The 18,163-nt window shown below is 62.1% G+C and carries 14 protein-coding genes; all 14 read right to left on the reverse strand.

Features of this window, described 5'->3' with window-relative positions; genetic code table 11:
* Positions 1-34 precede the first annotated feature (34 nt).
* The 14 genes from mdoH to BT125_RS12775 all read right to left on the reverse strand — a co-directional run bounded on the left by mdoH (position 35) and on the right by BT125_RS12775 (position 18,140).
* Positions 35-2,605: a glucans biosynthesis glucosyltransferase MdoH gene (mdoH, locus tag BT125_RS12710; protein ID WP_072407405.1), complete on the reverse strand. Its 2,571-nt coding sequence runs from the start codon at positions 2,603-2,605 to the stop codon at positions 35-37.
* Positions 2,598-4,370: a glucan biosynthesis protein G gene (locus tag BT125_RS12715; protein ID WP_072407467.1), complete on the reverse strand. Its 1,773-nt coding sequence runs from the start codon at positions 4,368-4,370 to the stop codon at positions 2,598-2,600. Before BT125_RS12715 ends, mdoH begins: the two co-directional genes overlap by 8 nt.
* Positions 4,371-4,690: 320 nt before the next feature.
* Positions 4,691-5,128 (reverse strand): D-aminoacyl-tRNA deacylase, encoded by a 438-nt coding sequence (dtd, locus tag BT125_RS12720; RefSeq protein WP_072407407.1) that lies wholly within the window; start codon positions 5,126-5,128, stop codon positions 4,691-4,693.
* Positions 5,125-6,096, reverse strand: a complete 972-nt coding sequence (gene pip / locus BT125_RS12725) for a prolyl aminopeptidase (protein WP_072407409.1) — start codon at positions 6,094-6,096, stop codon at positions 5,125-5,127. Before pip ends, dtd begins: the two co-directional genes overlap by 4 nt.
* Before the next feature lie 105 nt (positions 6,097-6,201).
* On the reverse strand, positions 6,202-7,113 hold the full coding sequence (locus BT125_RS12730; RefSeq protein ID WP_256573761.1) for an alpha/beta hydrolase: 912 nt from the start codon (positions 7,111-7,113) through the stop codon (positions 6,202-6,204).
* Between the two features lie 154 nt (positions 7,114-7,267).
* The gene (locus BT125_RS12735; RefSeq protein ID WP_072407412.1) at positions 7,268-8,215 is read right to left on the reverse strand and encodes a choline ABC transporter substrate-binding protein; all 948 of its coding nucleotides are present in this window, start codon (positions 8,213-8,215) and stop codon (positions 7,268-7,270) included.
* Positions 8,216-8,400: 185 nt separating this feature from the next.
* The gene (hutG, locus tag BT125_RS12740; protein ID WP_072407469.1) at positions 8,401-9,204 is read right to left on the reverse strand and encodes an N-formylglutamate deformylase; all 804 of its coding nucleotides are present in this window, start codon (positions 9,202-9,204) and stop codon (positions 8,401-8,403) included.
* Between the two features lie 11 nt (positions 9,205-9,215).
* The gene (gene hutI, locus BT125_RS12745; protein ID WP_072407414.1) at positions 9,216-10,418 is read right to left on the reverse strand and encodes an imidazolonepropionase; all 1,203 of its coding nucleotides are present in this window, start codon (positions 10,416-10,418) and stop codon (positions 9,216-9,218) included.
* A 110-nt stretch (positions 10,419-10,528) separates the two neighbouring features.
* The gene (gene hutH, locus BT125_RS12750; protein WP_072407416.1) at positions 10,529-12,061 is read right to left on the reverse strand and encodes a histidine ammonia-lyase; all 1,533 of its coding nucleotides are present in this window, start codon (positions 12,059-12,061) and stop codon (positions 10,529-10,531) included.
* Between the two features lie 129 nt (positions 12,062-12,190).
* Positions 12,191-13,714: a histidine ammonia-lyase gene (gene hutH / locus BT125_RS12755; RefSeq protein WP_072407418.1), complete on the reverse strand. Its 1,524-nt coding sequence runs from the start codon at positions 13,712-13,714 to the stop codon at positions 12,191-12,193.
* A gap of 170 nt (positions 13,715-13,884) precedes the next feature.
* Complete coding sequence (locus BT125_RS12760) at positions 13,885-14,715, reverse strand: quaternary amine ABC transporter ATP-binding protein (protein ID WP_072345081.1); 831 nt, start codon at positions 14,713-14,715, stop codon at positions 13,885-13,887.
* The gene (locus tag BT125_RS12765; RefSeq protein ID WP_003196893.1) at positions 14,712-15,563 is read right to left on the reverse strand and encodes an ABC transporter permease; all 852 of its coding nucleotides are present in this window, start codon (positions 15,561-15,563) and stop codon (positions 14,712-14,714) included. The genes BT125_RS12760 and BT125_RS12765 overlap by 4 nt, the downstream gene beginning before the upstream one ends.
* A gap of 71 nt (positions 15,564-15,634) precedes the next feature.
* A complete protein-coding gene (locus BT125_RS12770) occupies positions 15,635-16,603 on the reverse strand; it encodes an ABC transporter substrate-binding protein (protein WP_014336129.1) in 969 nt (322 codons plus the stop codon).
* 70 nt (positions 16,604-16,673) lie between these two features.
* Positions 16,674-18,140: a purine-cytosine permease family protein gene (locus BT125_RS12775; protein ID WP_072407420.1), complete on the reverse strand. Its 1,467-nt coding sequence runs from the start codon at positions 18,138-18,140 to the stop codon at positions 16,674-16,676.
* Positions 18,141-18,163: the final 23 nt, after the last annotated feature.

An 18,163-nucleotide genomic window follows, 5' to 3' on the forward strand; every position in this document is an offset into this window, starting at 1 on the left:
CCCGCTTCCTTTCAGAAGCGGGGCTTTTTGCGTATCAGGCCACTTGAGGCTGCACGCTCACTGGCTGTAGCGGTAGCAACGGTGCATGAGGGTCGGCCTTGACCGACTCTCGCCATGCCGCCAGCCACTCGGGATGCGCCTCGCTCCAGACCTGCTCGTGCAGGCGAGACAAGGCCACCGGGTCGCTCAGCAGGGCCAGCCGCTCGGCATTGCTGAGACCGGCAGGGCCGACCTTCAGGGCGTGACGAACGCGTTCGACTCGCAGCCATTCGATCGGCTCGGCCTTGCCGTGACGTGAGGTCGCCAGCGCATACGCCAAGGCGTTCTGTTGTGGATCGACCACCGCCCGGATGAAACCGTCGTTCAGGGCATGCCAACGGTTCTCATGGGTGTACTGGTCAGTCGACAGCAGCTCCTGCGGCGGTGCGTATTCCTCAGGGATCAGGAACAGGCTTTCATCACGGGATTTCAAGCCCAGGCCTACGCGGCTGGAGATCACCGACACCGGAATCGACAGCATCAGCGAACCCACGATCGGCACCAGCCACCAGAGGAAGCTCGGGTTCAGCCAGATCACCAGCAAGGCCCAGAAGAAGCCCAGCAAGGTCTGTGGGCCGTGGCGCTTGACTGCTTCGCTCCATGGCGTGGAGTCATCGTCCCGTTTGGGCGAATTCCAGGTCGCGGCCCAGCCCAGGAAAGCGGCGAGCACGAAGCGGGTGTGGAAGATCATCCGCACCGGCGCCAGCAGCATGGAGAACAGCATCTCCAGCAGCATGGACAACGTCACCTTGAACTTGCCACCGAACGCCTTCGCCCCTTTCGCCCATATCAGCACGATGCTCAAGAGCTTGGGCAGGAACAGCAGCACGATGGTTGTCGAGAACAGGGCGATGGCCTTCTCCGGATGCCATTGCGGCCACAATGGATAAAGCTGGCGTGGCTCGAGGAAGTACTGCGGCTCCATCAATGTGTTCACCGCCAGCAGCGCGGTTGACAGCACCAGGAAGAAGAACCACAACGGCGCCGACAGGTAGGACATCACGCCGGTCAGGAACACCGCACGGTGCACCGGGTGCATGCCCTTGACCAGGAACAGCCGGAAGTTCATCAGGTTGCCGTGGCACCAGCGACGGTCACGCTTGAGTTCGTCCAGCAGGTTCGGCGGCAGCTCTTCGTAGCTGCCCGGCAGGTCATAGGCAATCCACACGCCCCAGCCGGCACGACGCATCAGCGCGGCTTCGACGAAGTCGTGGGACAGGATCGCGCCGGAGAACGCGCCTTTACCCGGCAACGGCGCCAAGGCGCAGTGATCGATGAACGGCTTCATGCGGATGATTGCGTTGTGACCCCAGTAATGGGATTCGCCCAACTGCCAGAAGTGCAAACCGGCAGTGAACAACGGACCATACACCCGGGTGGCGAACTGCTGCATGCGCGCATACAGCGTGTCCATGCCCGATGCCCGCGGCGCGGTCTGGATGATGCCGGCGTCCGGCGTGGCTTCCATCAGGCGCACCAGGCTGGTCAGGCATTCGCCGCTCATCACTGAGTCCGCGTCGAGCACGACCATGTACTTGTAGTCGCTGCCCCAACGACGACAGAAGTCGTCGAGGTTGCCGCTCTTGCGTTTCACACGACGGCGACGACGGCGGTAGAAGATCTTGCCGAAGCCCCCGGTTTCACGGCAGACGTCTAGCCAGGCCTGCTGTTCGGCCACGCAGATATCGGTTTCGTTACTGTCGCTGAGCACGAAGAAGTCGAAGCGATCCAGGTCGCCAGTGGCGGCCACCGACTCGAAGGTCGCGCGCAAACCGGCGAATACCCGCGGCACGTCTTCGTTGCAGATTGGCATCACCAGCGCAGTGCGGGCGTCCTTGGGAATGGGCTCGTTGCCAGCGCTGGCGCCGGAGATGCGGTATTTGTCATGGCCGGTGAGCAATTCGAGAAAACCCATCAACGCCGTCCAGAAACCCGCCGACACCCAGCAGAACAGGATCCCGAACAGAATCAGGATGCTGGTCTGCAATGCATATGGCAGCACTTGCGTGGCCGTCTGCAGCAACGGTTGGTGCAAGACTTCGTCCAGATCCACCAGCGACCAGCCCTGGTACGGCATGATGCCTTTCATGTACCAACCGGCAACGATGGTCTGGCCGAGCATCAGGATCAGCAGGATGTAGCGGCGGATCGAACCCACGGTACGCCAGCGTGCATGAGGCAGCACGCGCTCATCCTTGGGTGGCTTCGGCGGATTGGTACGCCCGGTCAGGCGCCGCCAACCGCGCACCAGGATATTGGTGCGCCACGGTTCCGGCACGACCTTGGTGCGGCGAATCGGCGGTGTCGCCTTCAAGCACACCCGGCCGTTGGCATCGAGGGCCAGCATTTCGGCGTCCTCGAGTTCCTCGGCAGTGCTCAGCGTCAGGCGTCGGCCCACCGAGGCTTGCGCCGCCTCGTTGGGAGCGTCGAATGTCGAAGAAGCCAGGCGCTTGTGCAATTCGCTGAATGACGTGCAGCCCGCCAGCTCGGCGCGCTGCTCGTCGGTCATCGGCAAATGGGCCAGATACTCACTGAGAGATTCTGGTTGTACGGACGTATTACTCATCGGCAGGCAACTGGTAGCTCCAGGTCTCGGTCAGGACTTGTTCAGTCTGTTCCGGTTCCTGTGGGGTTGGGGTCGGCTCGGCGGCGGCGGTGGACGACTTGACGGCCTTGGCCTCTTTCTGCTCGCCGGCCTGCTCGTTGGCTTGCTCTTTTTCGCTCTGCTGCTTGGCGACCTTGTCGGCCTTGGCCAGCGTGGTCACGGAATGCGCGGTGGCTGGCAGCTCGACAGGGACAAGCGGCCGGACCAATGCGGCACGCATCTCGGTCGCTTTGCTCGGGTCCTTGATCTTCAGGCGCAGCGTCAGGCGCCAGCCCTTGGTTTCAGGGTTGTAGCGCACGCTGTTCTCGACGATCTCGGCGTTGTCGCCAACGCTCACCTGGCTACGCACCTCGGCCTCTTCAGGCAGCGCTTGCAGGGACGGCCCTTCGAAGTCCACGAGGTAGGCCACGCTGCCGTCCGGTTGACGGATCAGGTTGGACTGCTTCACGTCACCGGTCGAACGCAGGGTCTGCTTGACCCAGGCGCTGTCTGGCGAGTGCAGGTTGGCTTCGTCGAGGGTCCAGTGCAGACGGTAGGCGAAGTCCAGTGGCTGGCCTGGCTCAGGCAGTTTTTCCGGGCTCCAGAACGCAACGATGTTGTCGTTGGTTTCGTCGGCGGTCGGGATTTCCACCAGATCGACAGTCCCTTTGCCCCAATCGCCTTTCGGTTCGATCCAGGCGCTTGGACGTTTTTCGTAACGGTCATCCAGGTCTTCGTAGTGGCTGAAGTCACGACCACGTTGCAGCAGGCCGAAACCACGCGGGTTTTCCACCGAAAAGTTGCTCACGGCCAGGTGTTTCGGGTTGTTCAGCGGACGCCAGATCCACTCGCCGTTGCCGGCATGGATGGACAGGCCGCTGGAATCGTGGAGTTCACGACGGTAGTTCAGCACCTTGGACGGCTGGTTGGCGCCGAACAGGAACATGCTGGTCAACGGGGCGATGCCCAGCTTGTTGACACGATCACGCAGGAACACCCGTGATTTCACGTCGACAACAGTGTCGGTGCCCGGACGCACGGTCAGGCGATAGGCGCCAGTGGCCCGTGGCGAATCCAGCAGGGCGAAGATCACCAGGTGCTTGTCGGTCGGTTTCGGACGCTGGATCCAGAACTCGCGAAAGCGCGGGAACTCCTCACCGGATGGCAACGCGGTGTCGATGGCCATGCCACGAGCGGACAAGCCGTAGACCTGGCCCTTGCCGATGACGCGGAAATAACTCGCGCCGAGCATGGTCATGATTTCGTCTTGCTTGTCGGCCTTGTTGATCGGGTACAACACGCGGAAACCGGCGTAGCCCAGCTGTTCGGTGGCCTTGGGATCGAACTTCACGTCGCCGAAATCGAAACGTGTCGGGTCGTACTTGATCTCGTCGACGGTGGTCGCGGTGATTTCGTTGATCTTCACCGGCGTGTCGAAATGCATGCCCTGGTGATAGAAGGACAGCCGGAACGGGGTCTTCTGGTCGGCCCATTCAGCTTTTTCGGTGCGGAAACGAATTTTCTGATAATCGGCGAATTTCATTTCGCGGAATTCGTTCGGCAAATTGCTGCGCGGGGCTTCGAACTTCTGCCCGGCCAATTCTTGTGCCTTCGCCGATACATCATCCAGGCTGAATGCCCACAGTTGGCCCGCGCCGAACAGGCACAACAGGGCCGAGCCCGTTACCAGGGCGCTTCTCAACCGTTTGGCAGTCATTTTTGGTGCATTACAGGGACTAACAATCACGAGCAACCCTCGCCGAAAACTGATCAAAAAACCAACGGCCAGATAAAGTATCTGCACGGTAACGGTGCTGAAAAACCGCTCCTGCGGACCACTCTTGCCAAGTTGGCGAGCATTGTTCCGACTCCGACGGGGCAAAATGATTCCCCAAACGGTCCAGGACAACTCTCTACCTAAGTCAAATGGACCAGCGAACGCTGATCCCCCGTAGCGCGCGATTATCTAGTAGCCCGCGTGACAACGCATCAGGGGTAACGAAGTATTTATCGAGAAAACTCACCGTTTAACCTCGAAACAGAACTGAAAAGATGTTTCAAACGCTTTCAGGACTGTAACAGGAAGGTTACCGGGCCATCATTGACCAGATGAACCTGCATGTCGGCGCCGAATCTACCTGATGCCACAGTGCCATGCACCTGTTTCGCCTGACTCAGCAAATAGTTGAACAATTCTTCGCCCAGGGCTGGAGGCGCAGCCGTGGAAAAACTTGGGCGCAGACCGCTTTTGGTGTCCGCCGCCAAGGTGAACTGCGACACCAGCAGCAACCCACCATCGACATCCACCAAGGACAGGTTCATCTTGCCCTCGGCGTCGCTGAACACTCGATAGTTAAGCAGCTTGTGCAGGAGTTTGTCGGCGCTGGCCCGGGTATCCCCGGGCTCGACGGCCACCAGCACCAGCAAGCCCTGGTCCACGGCCCCGACGATCTCGCCCGCCACCTCGACCCGGGCGCCGCGCACCCGTTGCAACAGCCCCTTCATGCTTCTTCGGGCGGCAAGTCGAGCAGGCGCCGGGCCATTTGCGCGGCCGCGCGCACCAACGCGTCGGTAATCCCCGGCTCGGAGGCGGCGTGGCCGGCGTCGCGGATCACCTGCAGTTCGCTGTTGGGCCAGTTCTGATGCAGCTCCCAGGCATTGTCCAATGGGCAGATGACGTCGTAGCGGCCGTGCACGATGACGCCTGGCAAATGGGCGATCTTGCCCATGTCGCGAATCAACTGGTTGGGCTCGAGGAAAGCGTTGTTGGTGAAGTAGTGGCATTCGATCCGGGCAATCGACAGCGCCCGCTGCGGCTCGGAGAAGCGATCGACCACCAGCGGGTTCGGACGCAGGGTGGCGGTACGACCTTCCCAGGTGGACCAGGCCTTGGCCGCGTGCATTTGGGCGATCTGGTCGTTGCCGGTCAGGCGCTTGTGGAAAGCGCTGAGCAGGTCGTCGCGCTCGTCCAGCGGGATCGGTGCGATGTAGTCCTGCCAGTAGTCGGGAAACAGGCGACTGGCGCCAGCCTGATAGAACCACTCGATTTCCTGCGGACGGCAGAGAAAGATTCCACGCAAGATCAGGCCATGCACCCGCTCCGGATGGGTCTGGGCGTACGCCAGGGCCAGGGTCGAGCCCCAGGAGCCGCCGAACAGCACCCATTTGTCGATACCCAGGTGCTTGCGGATACGCTCCAGATCTTCGACCAGATCCCAGGTGGTGTTGTTTTCCAGGCTGGCGTGGGGGGTGGACCGACCGCAACCGCGCTGGTCGAAGGTGACGATGCGGTACAGGTTCGGATCGAAGTAACGACGGCTCTGCGCATCGCAGCCGGCACCCGGGCCGCCGTGAATGAACACCACTGGCAGGCCTTCAGGGGAACCGCTTTCATCGACATAGAGCGTGTGGGTGTCATCGACAGCCAGATCGTGCCGGGCATGGGGTTTGATCTGCGGGTACAAAGTCTGCATTGCGCGCTCCGTAAGGGGTCGAGTCATCCCTGTAGGGACTTCTATTTAGTCTGCCGTCCGGCATCATAAACCCGAATGCCCTTAATGAGCATGTCCCCTGCGCAGTCAAAGCATGTCAGCCAGATACGCCAGCAGCGCGCGATACATCCGATCGACCTCCGGCACCTGGCCCCGGCCACGCAGGCAACCGTGGACCAGCCCGTTGCCGACATACAGCACGGCGTCTCCCCCTGCGGCGTTCAGCCGCTCGCAATAAAGGACGCCGTCGTCCCGCAGTGGATCCCATTGCGCGACGACAACCAGCGCTGGCGGCAAGCCGTCCAGGTTGTCGATGAGTAACGGCATGGCATAAGGCGAGGGACGAGCGCCACCCAGGTACAGCGCCTCATAGCGCTCCAGGTCGCGACTGCTCAGGAGCGGGGCATCGGAGCACTCGTGACGCGACGGCAGATCCGCGGGACCACCGAGCGCCGGATAAATCAAGACCTGGGCCCGAGGCAACGGTTGCCCGGCATCGCGCAAGGCCAGGCATAACGCGGCGGCGAGATTGCCGCCGGCACTGTCACCGACCACCAGCCGGCGACGGGGGTCGATGGCAAACGGGGCGTCCGCCAAGTGGCGCCACACCGCGAGGCAATCGTCGAAACCGGCCGGAAACGGATGCTCCGGAGTCAGCCGGTAATCCACCGCTACCACCAACGCGCCCAACTCAGCGGCCAGTTCCATGCAGATGAAGTCATGGGAATCCAGGTCCCCCACGACCCAACCGCCACCGTGCAGGTAAAGCATGCATGGCCAGCCGGCGAGCGGTGCCGCACGTTGCGGGTAATAGGCCCGCACCGCCACGCCGGCCAGTTCGAAATCCTCGATGGCCAGCGTCGGCGGGCAGGGCGGAGTGAACGCCCGGCACATCTGGCTATAGGCCTGGCGCGAACCAACGAGGCTATCGTCCGGGCTGGTGAAGCTCTGGGTTTTGTCGATGAAGGCTGACATTGCCTGGGAGAGTGGGTAGGTCATCTTGGTTTGCCGTGGTGTGGCTCGGAGGCTTTTGTGGCGAGGGAGCTTGCTCCCGCTGGGTGGCGCAGCCGCCCCAAGAATCTTGTGAGCGCTGCGCACTCAAGCGGGAGCAAGCTCCCTCGCCACAGGGGTTATCAGTGCCCAGAAAATCGCCTCAGTCCTTGAGACTGGCCTGCACCGCCGCCACGCCATCCTTGCCATCGAAGCTCGTGACACCCGCCAGCCAGCGCTGAAGATCCTCAGGATGCTCGCGCAGCCATTGGCGGGCGACGTCCTGGGGTGTCTTGCGCTCCATGATCGGCACCATCAACTGACTCTCCTGGGCAGCGGTGAAGGTGAGGTTTTCCAACAGCCGGCTCACATTCGGGCAACGCTGGGCGTAGTCCGGCGCAGTCACGATGGACACGGTCGCGGCGCCTTCGTTCGGACCATAAACGTCCTCGCTGCCGGTCAGGTAGGTGATGTTCATGTTGATGTTCATCGGGTGCGGGGTCCAGCCGACGAAGACCACGAACTCCTTGCGGTTCACCGCCCGCTGTACCGCCGCCAGCATGCCTGCTTCGCCGGATTCGATCAGCTTGAAGTCCTTGAGGCCGAAGTGGTTGGTCTCGATCATGGTCTTGATGGTGGTGTTGGCGCCGCTGCCCGGCTCGATGCCGTAGATCTTGCCGCCAAGCTGATCCTTGAACCGAGCGATGTCGGCAAAGGTCTTGAGCCCCGCCGCCGCCACGTAATCCGGTACGGCCAATGTGGCCTGGGCGTCGGCCAGGCTTGGTTTGTCCAGTACCTTCACCTGGTTGGCCGCCAGGAACGGAGCGATGTTCTTGTCCATCGCCGGCTTCCAATACCCCAGGAAGATGTCGAGCCGCTTGTCGCGGATGCCGGCGAAGATGATCTGTTGCACGGCGCTGGTCTGCTTGCTGTCGTAGCCCAGGCCGGCGAGCAGTACATCGGCCATGCCGCTGGTGGCGATCACATCGGTCCAGTTGACCACGCCCATGCGTACGGTCTGGCAGGACGCAGGCTCGGCGGCCATCGCCCCGGTGCTGAGTAGAACGGTACCGCAGAGGAACGACAGACAGCGTTTGAACAGTCTTTTCATCGCGAGGGTCTCGTGCGGCAGCGGATTATTGTAGGGCGGTGTCTTGGCGCACCGTGACCGGAACATTACGCAGCGTCGAGGGGGTCAAGATGAACTGTGGCGACTCGGTTTTGCACGGTGGCGACAGTCCCGTACGAGGCTCAAGGACAAACACAATCCCCTCGCCACAGAGGTACACGCGGTGTTTATTTTTTGTAAGCCTGCCGCCCCCACGCCAACAAACCTTCCAGCAGTTGATTGAGCACTACCTGGGTCGGCGCCGCCAGATCCGGGCGGTAGTTGAACGGTTCGAATTCTTCCATGTAGGTGCTCTGGCACAGTTCCAGTTGCACCGCGTGGATGTCTTCGGCCGGGTTGCCGTAGTGCCGCGTGATGTGTCCGCCCTTGAAACGCCCGTTGAGCACATGGGTGAATTGGCCGTGGCGGGCGCAGATGGCTTCGAGCTGGCTGGCCAGGGTCGGGTCGCAACTGGCACCGTTGAATGTACCGAGGTTGAAGTCCGGCAGCTTGCCGTCGAACAGGTGCGGGATCACCGAACGGATCGAGTGGGCGTCGAACAGCAAGGCGTAGCCGAATTCGGCCTTGAGCCGCGCCAGCTCCTGCCGCAGCGCCTGGTGGTACGGCATCCAGACCTGCTGCAGATACGTCGCCCGTTCCTCGGCCGACGGTTCCAGCCCTTCGCGAAACAACGGCACGCCATCGAACAGCGTCGCCGGGTACAAACCGGTGGTGGCGCCGACGTACATCGGTTTGTCATCGGAGGGGCGATTCAGGTCGACGACGAACCGTGAATACTCGGCGGCCAGGGTGCTGGCGCCCAGCTCATTGGCGAATTCATAGAGCGTGGGAATGTGCCAGTCGGTGTCCGGCAGGCTCTGGGCTTCGGGAATCAATCCGGCCTTCACCGCCGGGGTCAGGCGCAGGCCGGCGTGGGGCATGCTGACCAACAGCGGCATGCGCCCTTGCTTGAAATTCAGGACCTTCTCCACAACCATTCTCCTCAATCGATTTCAACGCCGTGACGCACGACGCGTTTTTCCAAATCGCCACCGAGCCAGTACGCCAGGTCGGCCGGACGGTCGATGTGCCAGGCGACAAAATCCGCGACCTTGCCGACTTCCAGCGAACCGTGGGTGGCGGCCATGCCCAAGGCCTGGGCCGCATGAATCGTCGCCCCTGCCAGGGCTTCTTCCGGGGTCATGCGAAAACAGGTGCAGGCCATGTTCAACATCAAGCGCAGCGACAGCGCCGGCGAGGTGCCGGGGTTGAGGTCGCTGGCCACGGCGATCTTCACGCCGTGTTTGCGCAAGGCGTCCATGGGCGGCAGTTGGGTTTCCCGCAGGAAATAAAACGCCCCCGGTAGCAACACCGCCACGGTGCCGGAAGCGGCCATGGCCTTGGCGTCGTCCTCGGTCATGAATTCCAGGTGATCGGCCGACAGCGCCTGGTAACGCGCCGCCAGGCTGGAACCGTGCAGAGACGACAATTGTTCGGCGTGCAGCTTCACCGGCAGCCCCAGTTGTTGCGCGGTGATAAACACCCGTTCGACCTGCGCCGGGGAAAACGCCAGGTATTCGCAAAAGGCATCCACCGCATCCACCAGCCCCTCGGCCGCTAGGGCCGGCAGCATCTCGGTGCAGATGTGTTCGATGTAGTCATCGGCGCGATCCTTATACTCCGGTGGCAAGGCGTGGGCCGCCAGGCACGTACTGCGCACACTGACCGGTAACTCGACGCCAAGACGGCGAATGACGCGAAGGATCTTACGTTCGCTGGACAGGTCCAGGCCGTATCCGGACTTGATTTCCACCGTGGTCACGCCGTCGCGCATCAGGCTTTTCAGGCGTTTGGCGGCGCTGGCGAACAGTTCGTCTTCACTGGCGGCGCGGGTGGCGCGCACGGTACTGGCGATGCCACCGCCGGCCGCCGCGATTTCGGCGTAGCTGACGCCTTGCAGGCGCTGTTCGAATTCACCGCTGCGGTTGCCGCCAAATACCGTGTGGGTGTGGCAGTCGATCAACCCTGGCGTGACCCAGGCGCCCTTGAGGTCGTTGACCGCCGGGTAGTGCCCCGTCGGCAATTCGGCACGCGGGCCGATCCATTGAATGTGCTCGTCCTGGGTGACGATGGCGGCGTCTTCGATGATCGAGTAGACGCCTTGGGCCATGGTGGCGGCGTGGCAGTTTTGCCAGAGGGTTTTCATCCCGGTTTCCTCGTCGCGTTCAAAATCGAATCGCGAGCAAGCTCGCTCCCACAGGGGTTTTGAGTGCATCGGAAATCCTTGTGGGAGCGAGCTTGCTCGCGATGAGGCCCTTACAGGCTCGGCAACAACTGCGCCGTGACCAATTCGTTCAGGCACCGACTCGCCAGCAACTCACTGGCGGCATTGATGTCCGGCGCAAAGAAGCGGTCCTTCTCATAAAACGGCACTTCTGCACGCAACAGACCACGGGCCCGCTCCAGTTTGGAAGAGGTCTTCAAACCGCCGCGTAGATCCAGCCCCTGGCATGCCGCAAGCCATTCCACCGCCAGGATCCCACGGGTGTTCTCGGCCATTTCCCACAGGCGCTTGCCGGCGGCCGGGGCCATGGAGACGTGGTCTTCCTGGTTGGCCGAGGTCGGCAGGCTGTCCACCGAATGGGGGTGGGACAGCGCCTTGTTTTCACTGGCCAGGGCCGCTGCGGTGACCTGGGCGATCATGAAGCCGGAGTTCACCCCACCATTGGCTACCAGGAACGGCGGCAACTGCGACATGTGCTTGTCCATCATCAACGAAATCCGCCGTTCGCTCAGGGAGCCGATTTCGGCAATCGCCAAGGCCATGTTGTCGGCGGCCATCGCCACCGGTTCGGCGTGGAAGTTGCCCCCGGAAATCACGTCACCCTCGGCGGCGAACACCAGCGGGTTATCCGACACAGCGTTGGCTTCGATCACCAGTACTTCGGCGGCCTGGCGGAACTGGGTCAGGCAGGCGCCCATCACTTGCGGTTGGCAACGCAGGGAGTACGGGTCCTGGACCTTGTCGCAGTTCTGGTGCGAATCAGACACTTCGCTGCGCTCGCCCAGCAGGTCACGGTAAGCGGCGGCGGCATCGATCTGGCCTTTCTGGCCGCGAGCGGCATGGATCCGCGCGTCGAATGGCGAACGCGAGCCAAGCACCGCTTCCACCGTCAGGCTGCCCAGGGCCAGGGCACCGGCAAACAGGTCTTCGCCTTCGAACAGGCCACGCAGGGCAAACGCAGTGGAGACCTGGGTGCCGTTGAGCAGCGCCAGGCCTCCCTTGGCGGCCAGGGTCAGTGGCGCAAGGCCGGCGACTTTCAGTGCTTCGACGGCCGGCAGCCATTCGCCTTTATAGCGCGCCTTGCCTTCGCCCAGCAGCACCAGGGACATATGGGCCAGCGGGGCCAAGTCGCCGGAAGCACCGACCGAACCTTTAAGCGGAATATGCGGATAGACCTCGGCATTGATCAGCGCAATCAGCGCATCGATCACCTGCCGACGGATGCCGGAAAAGCCCCGGCTCAGGCTGTTGACCTTGAGCACCATGACCAACCGCACCAGCGCATCGCTGATCGGCTCGCCCACGCCGGCGGCATGGGACAGCACCAGGGAGCGCTGCAGGTTTTCCAGGTCCTCGCTGGCGATGCGGGTCGAGGCCAGCAAGCCAAAACCAGTGTTGATGCCGTAGGCGGTGCGGTTCTCGGCCAGGATCTGCTCGACGCAGGCGACGCTGGCTTCGATCTGCGCCGACGCGCTGGCGTCGAGGCTCAAGGTCACGGGTTGCTGATAGATGTCACGCAATTGAGCCAGGCTCAATTGGCCGGGAATCAGGTTTAAGGCAGTCATGTATTGCTCCTTTTGAGAGTTTTGTTTTTTCACCCGCCAGTCGCTCCGGAATGTTCCGTTATCCGTCACCTTCGCTTTGGGGCGATGCCTTGTGGGCAATGGGTGTCTTGGCACGCTGGCGTTTTTCGATCAATTCAAATCAGGTAAAGCGTTGTGCAGCACAAAGGGATCTTTGAGCAACCCGGCGGCACTGGCGATGTCCGGCGCCAGCCAGCGGTCCTGGTCGTAGGCCGGAACGCGCTCGCGCAGCAGCTTCCAGGCAATGTCGGTGCCGGCGCCGAAACGCTGGGCCTTGAGAAACTCAAAAGCCTGGGCCGCCAGCAGGTACTCGATGGCGAGGATCTGCGTGCAGTTTTCCAGCGCCCGGTGCAGCTTCAGGGCGGCGTTGGTGCCCATGCTCAGGTGATCTTCCTGCAAACCGGAGGTGACGAAATTGTCCAGCACCGCCGGTTGCGCCAGTTGCTTGTTCTCCGCGCACAGCGACGCGGCAACGTATTGCACGATCATCATCCCCGAGTTCACGCCGGGATTGGCCACCAGGAAGGCTGGCAAGCCACTGACGTGGGGGTTGATCAGGCGGTCGAGGCGGCGTTCGGCAATGGAGCCGATTTCGGCCATGGCAATCGCCAGCAAGTCCGCCGCCAAGGCCACCGATTGGCCGTGGGGATTGGCCTGGGACACGACCCGGAAGTTCTCCGGCGTACCCAGCAACAGCGGGTTGTCGGTGACCGCGTTGAGTTCGGTTTCGATCTGTTGCCGGGCGTGGGCCAACTGATCGCGAGCCGCGCCGTGCACTTGGGGAATCGAGCGGATGCTCAAGGCGTCCTGGGTGCGAATGCCCAGGCTCGAGGCGATGACCTCGCTGCCGTCGAGCAAGGCCCGCAAATTGCTCCCGACCTGTTGCATGCCCGGGTGCGGCTTGAGGGCAATGATCTCGGTATCGAACGCGGCAATCTGGCCGCGCTGGGCCTCGAAGCTCATGGCGCCGATCACGTCGGCCCATTGCACCAGCCGCGTCGCATCGGCCAGGGCCAGGCAGCTGAGGCCGGTCATGCACGGGGTGCCGTTGACCAGGCACAAACCGTCCTTGGCGCCTAACTGCACCGGTTGCAAGCCTTCGGCAGCCAAGGCCTGCTGCGCCGAAACGATTTGGCCGCGATAACTGACCTGGCCGACGCCCAGCAGCGCGATGCTGATGTGGGCCATGTGAGTCAGGTAACCCACCGAACCCTGGGACGGCACTTGCGGTGTGATGCCCCGGTTGAGCAGGGCGAGCAACGCCTCGACCACCCGACGATGGATGCCGGACTTGCCCTGGCTGTAGTTGAGAATGGCGGCGCAGAGGATCGCCCGGGTCTGTTCATCAGTCAGCGGCGCGCCGACGCCACAGGCATGGCTGAGCAAGGTGTTGCGTGACAATTGGCTGAGTTGTTCGTCCTTGAGCGAGACATTGCACAAGGCCCCCAGGCCGGTGTTGACGCCATAGGCGCGCTCGCCGCTTGCGACGATGCGCTGGACAATGGCCTGGGCATTGTCGATCCGCGCCCAGGCCTGGGCCGATAGCTCGAGCTCGGCACCGAAGCGGGCGACGGCGACCACATCCTGCCAACGCAACGGGGTGTCGGCGATTACGATTTTTTCAGCCTGGGACATCCTCAACCTCGTCTGTACAACTTGAATATTGATGCAGCTGGGCCGGCCCTATCGCGAGCAAGCTCGCTCCCACAGGGATTTCCTTTGGGCACAAAAAGTGTGAACAAAAGAGGTCCCCTTGTGGGAGCGAGCTTGCTCGCGATGGGGCCAGCCTTGCCACCACAAACCCTTCAAACCACCGCAGCCCTGCGCTGCACAAACCGATCGACATACTCATCCGCCGGCGAATGCAGGATTTCCCGGGGCGTGCCGACCTGGATCAGCTTGCCGTCCTTGAGAATCGCAATGCGGTTGCCAATGCGCACGGCCTCGTCGAGGTCATGGGTGATGAAGACGATGGTCTTGTGCAGGGTCTTTTGCAGCTCCAGCAACTGGTCCTGCATTTCCGCACGGATCAGCGGGTCGAGGGCGCTGAAGGCTTCGTCCATCAGGATGATATCGGTGTCCGCCGCCAAGGCCCGGGCCAGGCCGACGCGCTGTCGCATGCCACCGGAGAGCTGGTGCGGGTATTTGTTCTCGTAGCCCTTCAGGCCCACGGTGTTGATCCAGTGCAGCGCCCGCTCGGCGCACACCTGCTTGCTCTCGCCACGCACTTTCAAGCCATAGGCGACGTTGTCCAGCACGCTCTTGTGGGGCAGCAGGCCGAAGCTCTGGAACACCATGCTGATCTTGTGCCGGCGAAATTCGCGCAGGGCGTCCATGTCCAGTTGCAGGATGTCTTCGCCGTCCACCAGGATCGCGCCACTCGTAGGATCGATCAGCCGGTTGAAGTGGCGCACCAGGGTGGACTTGCCGGAGCCGGACAGGCCCATGATCACGAAGATCTCACCGGTGCCGATGCTCAGCGACAGGTCGTTGACACCGACCACGCAGCCGGTTTCGGCCAGCACCTGGTCCTTGGTCTTGTTCTGGCGGATCAGCTCCAGGGCTTCCTTGGAGCGATTGCCGAAAATCTTGAAGACGTTCTTGACTTCGATCTTGCTGACGGCTGCGTTGCTCATTTGCTCACCTCATGCCGAGGACGACCATAGGCCTGGGTAATGCGGTCGATGACCACGGCGAGAATCACGATGGCCAGCCCCGCTTCCAGGCCGCGCCCGACGTTAAGGGTCTGGATGCCCACCAGCACGTCTTCGCCCAGGCCACGGGCGCCGATCATCGAGGCGATGACCACCATCGACAAGGCCATCATGGTGGTCTGGTTGATCCCGGCCATGATGCTCGGCAGGGCCAGGGGCAGTTGCACGCCGAACAGCTGTTGCCAGCGGTTGGCGCCGAAGGCGTTGATGGCTTCCATCACTTCGCCGTCCACCTGGCGGATGCCCAGGTCGGTCAGGCGGATCAATGGCGGCGCGGCGTAGATCACCGTGGCGAAAATCGCCGGGACCTTGCCCAGGCCGAACAGCATCAACACCGGAATCAGGTACACGAAGCTCGGCATCGTCTGCATGATGTCCAGCAACGGCATCAGCACCGAACGCAGGCGGTTGCTGCGTGCCGAGAGAATGCCCAGGGGAATGCCGATCAACACCGAGATCAGCGTCGCCACCAGCATCAGGGCGAGGGTCTGCATCAGCTTGTCCCACAGGCCTACCGCACCCACCAGGAACAACAGGCCGACGATGACTGCCGTGGCCACGACCTTGCGGGTGGCGTGCCAGGCAATGCCGCCGACGATGGCCAGCATCAGCCACCAGGGCGCCATGCGCAGCAGGCCTTCCAGATTGACGATGGCCCACAGCAGGGTGTCGGAGATGTGCCGGAACACATCGCCATAGTTGGTCACCAGGGAGTCGACCCAACCGTTGACCCAATCGGCGATGGAGAAGGTAAAGCTTTCGGGAAACATAAGAGACTCTCGATCAAGTGGATGCGGTGAACGTCCCGGCCAGCCCCACGGTTGGCCGGGAAAGATTCGACCTACAGAGCCGCGTCGATTTTCTTGGCAGCGTCTTCACTGACCCAGGCGTGCCAGACTTCAGGATGTTCCTTCAGGAAGATCTTCGCCAGTTTCGGCGACTCGATCCGCTCTTTGGCCATGCGCCCCAGGTTCTGGTTCAGGATATCGATCGGCAAGTTGACCTTTTCCAGCACCGCCACCAATTCCGGGGCTTCGTCGTGGAACGTCTTGGACAGGCCGACCTTGATGCTCACGCTTTTATCCACACCCGGTTTTTCTTCCAGTTTCACCAGGTCCACCTGACCCATCAGTGGCGTTGGCGACCAGTAGTAGAACAGGATCGGCTCGCCACGCTTGTAGCTCGACAACACTGCGGCATCCAGCGCCGGACCAGTGCCGGGACGGAAGTTGGTGTAGGTCTTTTCCAAGCCGTAGCTTTTCAGCATTTCGCTGTTGTCCAGCTCACAGGTCCAACCGGCCGGGCAGTTGTAGAAGCGGCCCTTGGACGGTTCTTCCGGGTCCTTGAACACGGCGGCGTACTGGCCCAGGTCGGCAATGTTCTTCAGGCCCGGGGCCTTGGCTTCGAGCTTGCGCTTGGCGTCGCCTTCAACCACGTAGCGCGGCACATACCAGCCTTCGATGGCGCCCACCACCGGGGCACCGACGCCGACCACCTTGCCGGCCTTCTCGGCCTTGTTCCACACCTCGCTACGGCCGACCCACTCTTCGGCGAATACCTGGATGTCGTTGCTGCTCAGGGCGTTTTCCATGGTGATGGAGTTGCCCGGCAGGCTGTCAGTCTTGCAGTCGTAACCTTTTTCCAGCACCACTTGCAGGACGTCGGTCAGCAGCATGCCGCTTTCCCAGTTCAGGCCGGCGAACTTCACCGGTTTGCCCGACTCGCACCAACCCGCTGCTTGCGTGGCGCCGGCGCTGGCCAACAGGCCCATGGAAAGCAATGTGGTCAGCAGGGTCTTGTTCGACTTCATTATGTGACGCTCCTAATCAGTTGGATTGGCTTACGGCAGTCAAGAGGCATCCAGCCCTGTCAACGTCCCATCAGACCGCTTGAATGCGGCCCGCCCTGCTCGGTTGTGCGTCAACCGCGTCCTGCTCGAGCGGCAGGATCAATTGATCGGGTACTGCGCTGTGCCACTTCTTGGCGAGGACGTAATACAGCGCCGCCGGGACCACCAGGCCGATGATCCAGGAGATATCCACACCGCCCATGGCTCCCACCAGCGGACCGGTATAAAACTTGGTGGCAATGAACGGCAGTTGAACCAGTACACCGAAGACATAGACGCTGATACCCAAGGCGTTCCAACGACCGTAGCGGCCGTTCGGATCGGCCAGTGCCGGCACGTCATAGCGCTCGCGCGTGATGCAGTAGTAGTCCACCAGGTTGATCGCGCTCCAAGGGGTAAAGAACGCCAGCAAGAACAGGATGAAAGACTTGAACGCACCGAGGAACGAGTGCTGGCCGAGCAGCGCGATCAGGGTCGCGGCGCCGACGATGACCAGCACGAAGACCAGACGCTGCAAGCGCGTGACATTCAGGTGGCCACGGAAACCGCTGATAATGGTGGCAATGCACATGAAGCTGCCGTAGGAGTTCAGCGTGGAGATGGTGACCTTGCCGAACGCGATGCTGAAGTACAGCAGCGCAGCGGTGGCGCCGGTGCCCCCCAGACCAACGATGTAGGCCACTTCGTGACCGGCGAACTGCCCGTTGGCCGAGGCGGCGGCAAACACGCCGAGGATCATCGCCACCTGTGCGCCTATGACCGAGCCGGCGCCCGCGGCAAAAAAGGTTTTCACCGAGGACGTCTTGCTCGGCAGGTAACGCGAATAGTCAGCCACATAGGGGCCGAAGGCGATCTGCCAGGAGGCCGCGAGCGATACCGCCAGCAGGAAGCTGCTCCAGCTGAAGTGGCGGATTTGCAAGAGTGCGCCAACGTCGGTCTGGCTGATCAGGCGAGCGAACAGGTAGACAAAGGCAATCACGCCAATGACGCTGGCGACACGGCCGATGAAGTGAATCACCCGATAACCGAGCACCGTGACCAGCACGATGACACTGGCGAACATGAGGATGCCCGCGCTGTCGCTGACGCCAAACAACTGGCCCAGCGCCTGGCCGGAAAGCACGGTTCCCGTCGCGGTGAAACCCAGGTACATCAGGCACACCAGCACGATCGGGATGGCCGCGCCATACACACCGAACTGCACCCGGCTGGAGATCATCTGCGGCAGGCCAAGCTTGGGCCCTTGCGCGGCATGCAAGGCCATGACGCCACCGCCGAGCACTTGGCCGATCAGCAAACCGATCAACGACCAGAACACATCACCGCCCAGCACCACCGCCAACGCACCGGTGACAATGGCAGTGATTTGCAGGTTGGCCCCCATCCAGAGGGTGAACTGGCTCAATAGCCGACCGTGTCTCTCCGCTTCCGGGATGTAGTCGATCGAGCGCGTCTCGATCAACGGCTTGCTGCTTGCGCGTGTGCGGGTGACAGCCATGGTTCAACCTCTGTGGATTGTTT

Origin of the sequence: Pseudomonas sp. NFACC04-2 (assembly GCF_900119265.1) — a bacterium.
Lineage (GTDB): Bacteria > Pseudomonadota > Gammaproteobacteria > Pseudomonadales > Pseudomonadaceae > Aquipseudomonas > Aquipseudomonas fluorescens_AA.

Coding starts and splice junctions, on each gene's coding strand:
- mdoH (WP_072407405.1), bottom strand. CDS start 2,605: ATGAGTAATACGTCCGTACAACCAGAATCTCTCAGTGAGTATCTGGCC.
- dtd (WP_072407407.1), bottom strand. CDS start 5,128: ATGAAGGGGCTGTTGCAACGGGTGCGCGGCGCCCGGGTCGAGGTGGCG.
- pip (WP_072407409.1), bottom strand. CDS start 6,096: ATGCAGACTTTGTACCCGCAGATCAAACCCCATGCCCGGCACGATCTG.
- BT125_RS12730 (WP_256573761.1), bottom strand. CDS start 7,113: ATGACCTACCCACTCTCCCAGGCAATGTCAGCCTTCATCGACAAAACC.
- BT125_RS12735 (WP_072407412.1), bottom strand. CDS start 8,215: ATGAAAAGACTGTTCAAACGCTGTCTGTCGTTCCTCTGCGGTACCGTT.
- hutI (WP_072407414.1), bottom strand. CDS start 10,418: ATGAAAACCCTCTGGCAAAACTGCCACGCCGCCACCATGGCCCAAGGC.
- hutH (WP_072407416.1), bottom strand. CDS start 12,061: ATGACTGCCTTAAACCTGATTCCCGGCCAATTGAGCCTGGCTCAATTG.
- hutH (WP_072407418.1), bottom strand. CDS start 13,714: ATGTCCCAGGCTGAAAAAATCGTAATCGCCGACACCCCGTTGCGTTGG.
- BT125_RS12760 (WP_072345081.1), bottom strand. CDS start 14,715: ATGAGCAACGCAGCCGTCAGCAAGATCGAAGTCAAGAACGTCTTCAAG.
- BT125_RS12765 (WP_003196893.1), bottom strand. CDS start 15,563: ATGTTTCCCGAAAGCTTTACCTTCTCCATCGCCGATTGGGTCAACGGT.
- BT125_RS12770 (WP_014336129.1), bottom strand. CDS start 16,603: ATGAAGTCGAACAAGACCCTGCTGACCACATTGCTTTCCATGGGCCTG.
- BT125_RS12775 (WP_072407420.1), bottom strand. CDS start 18,140: ATGGCTGTCACCCGCACACGCGCAAGCAGCAAGCCGTTGATCGAGACG.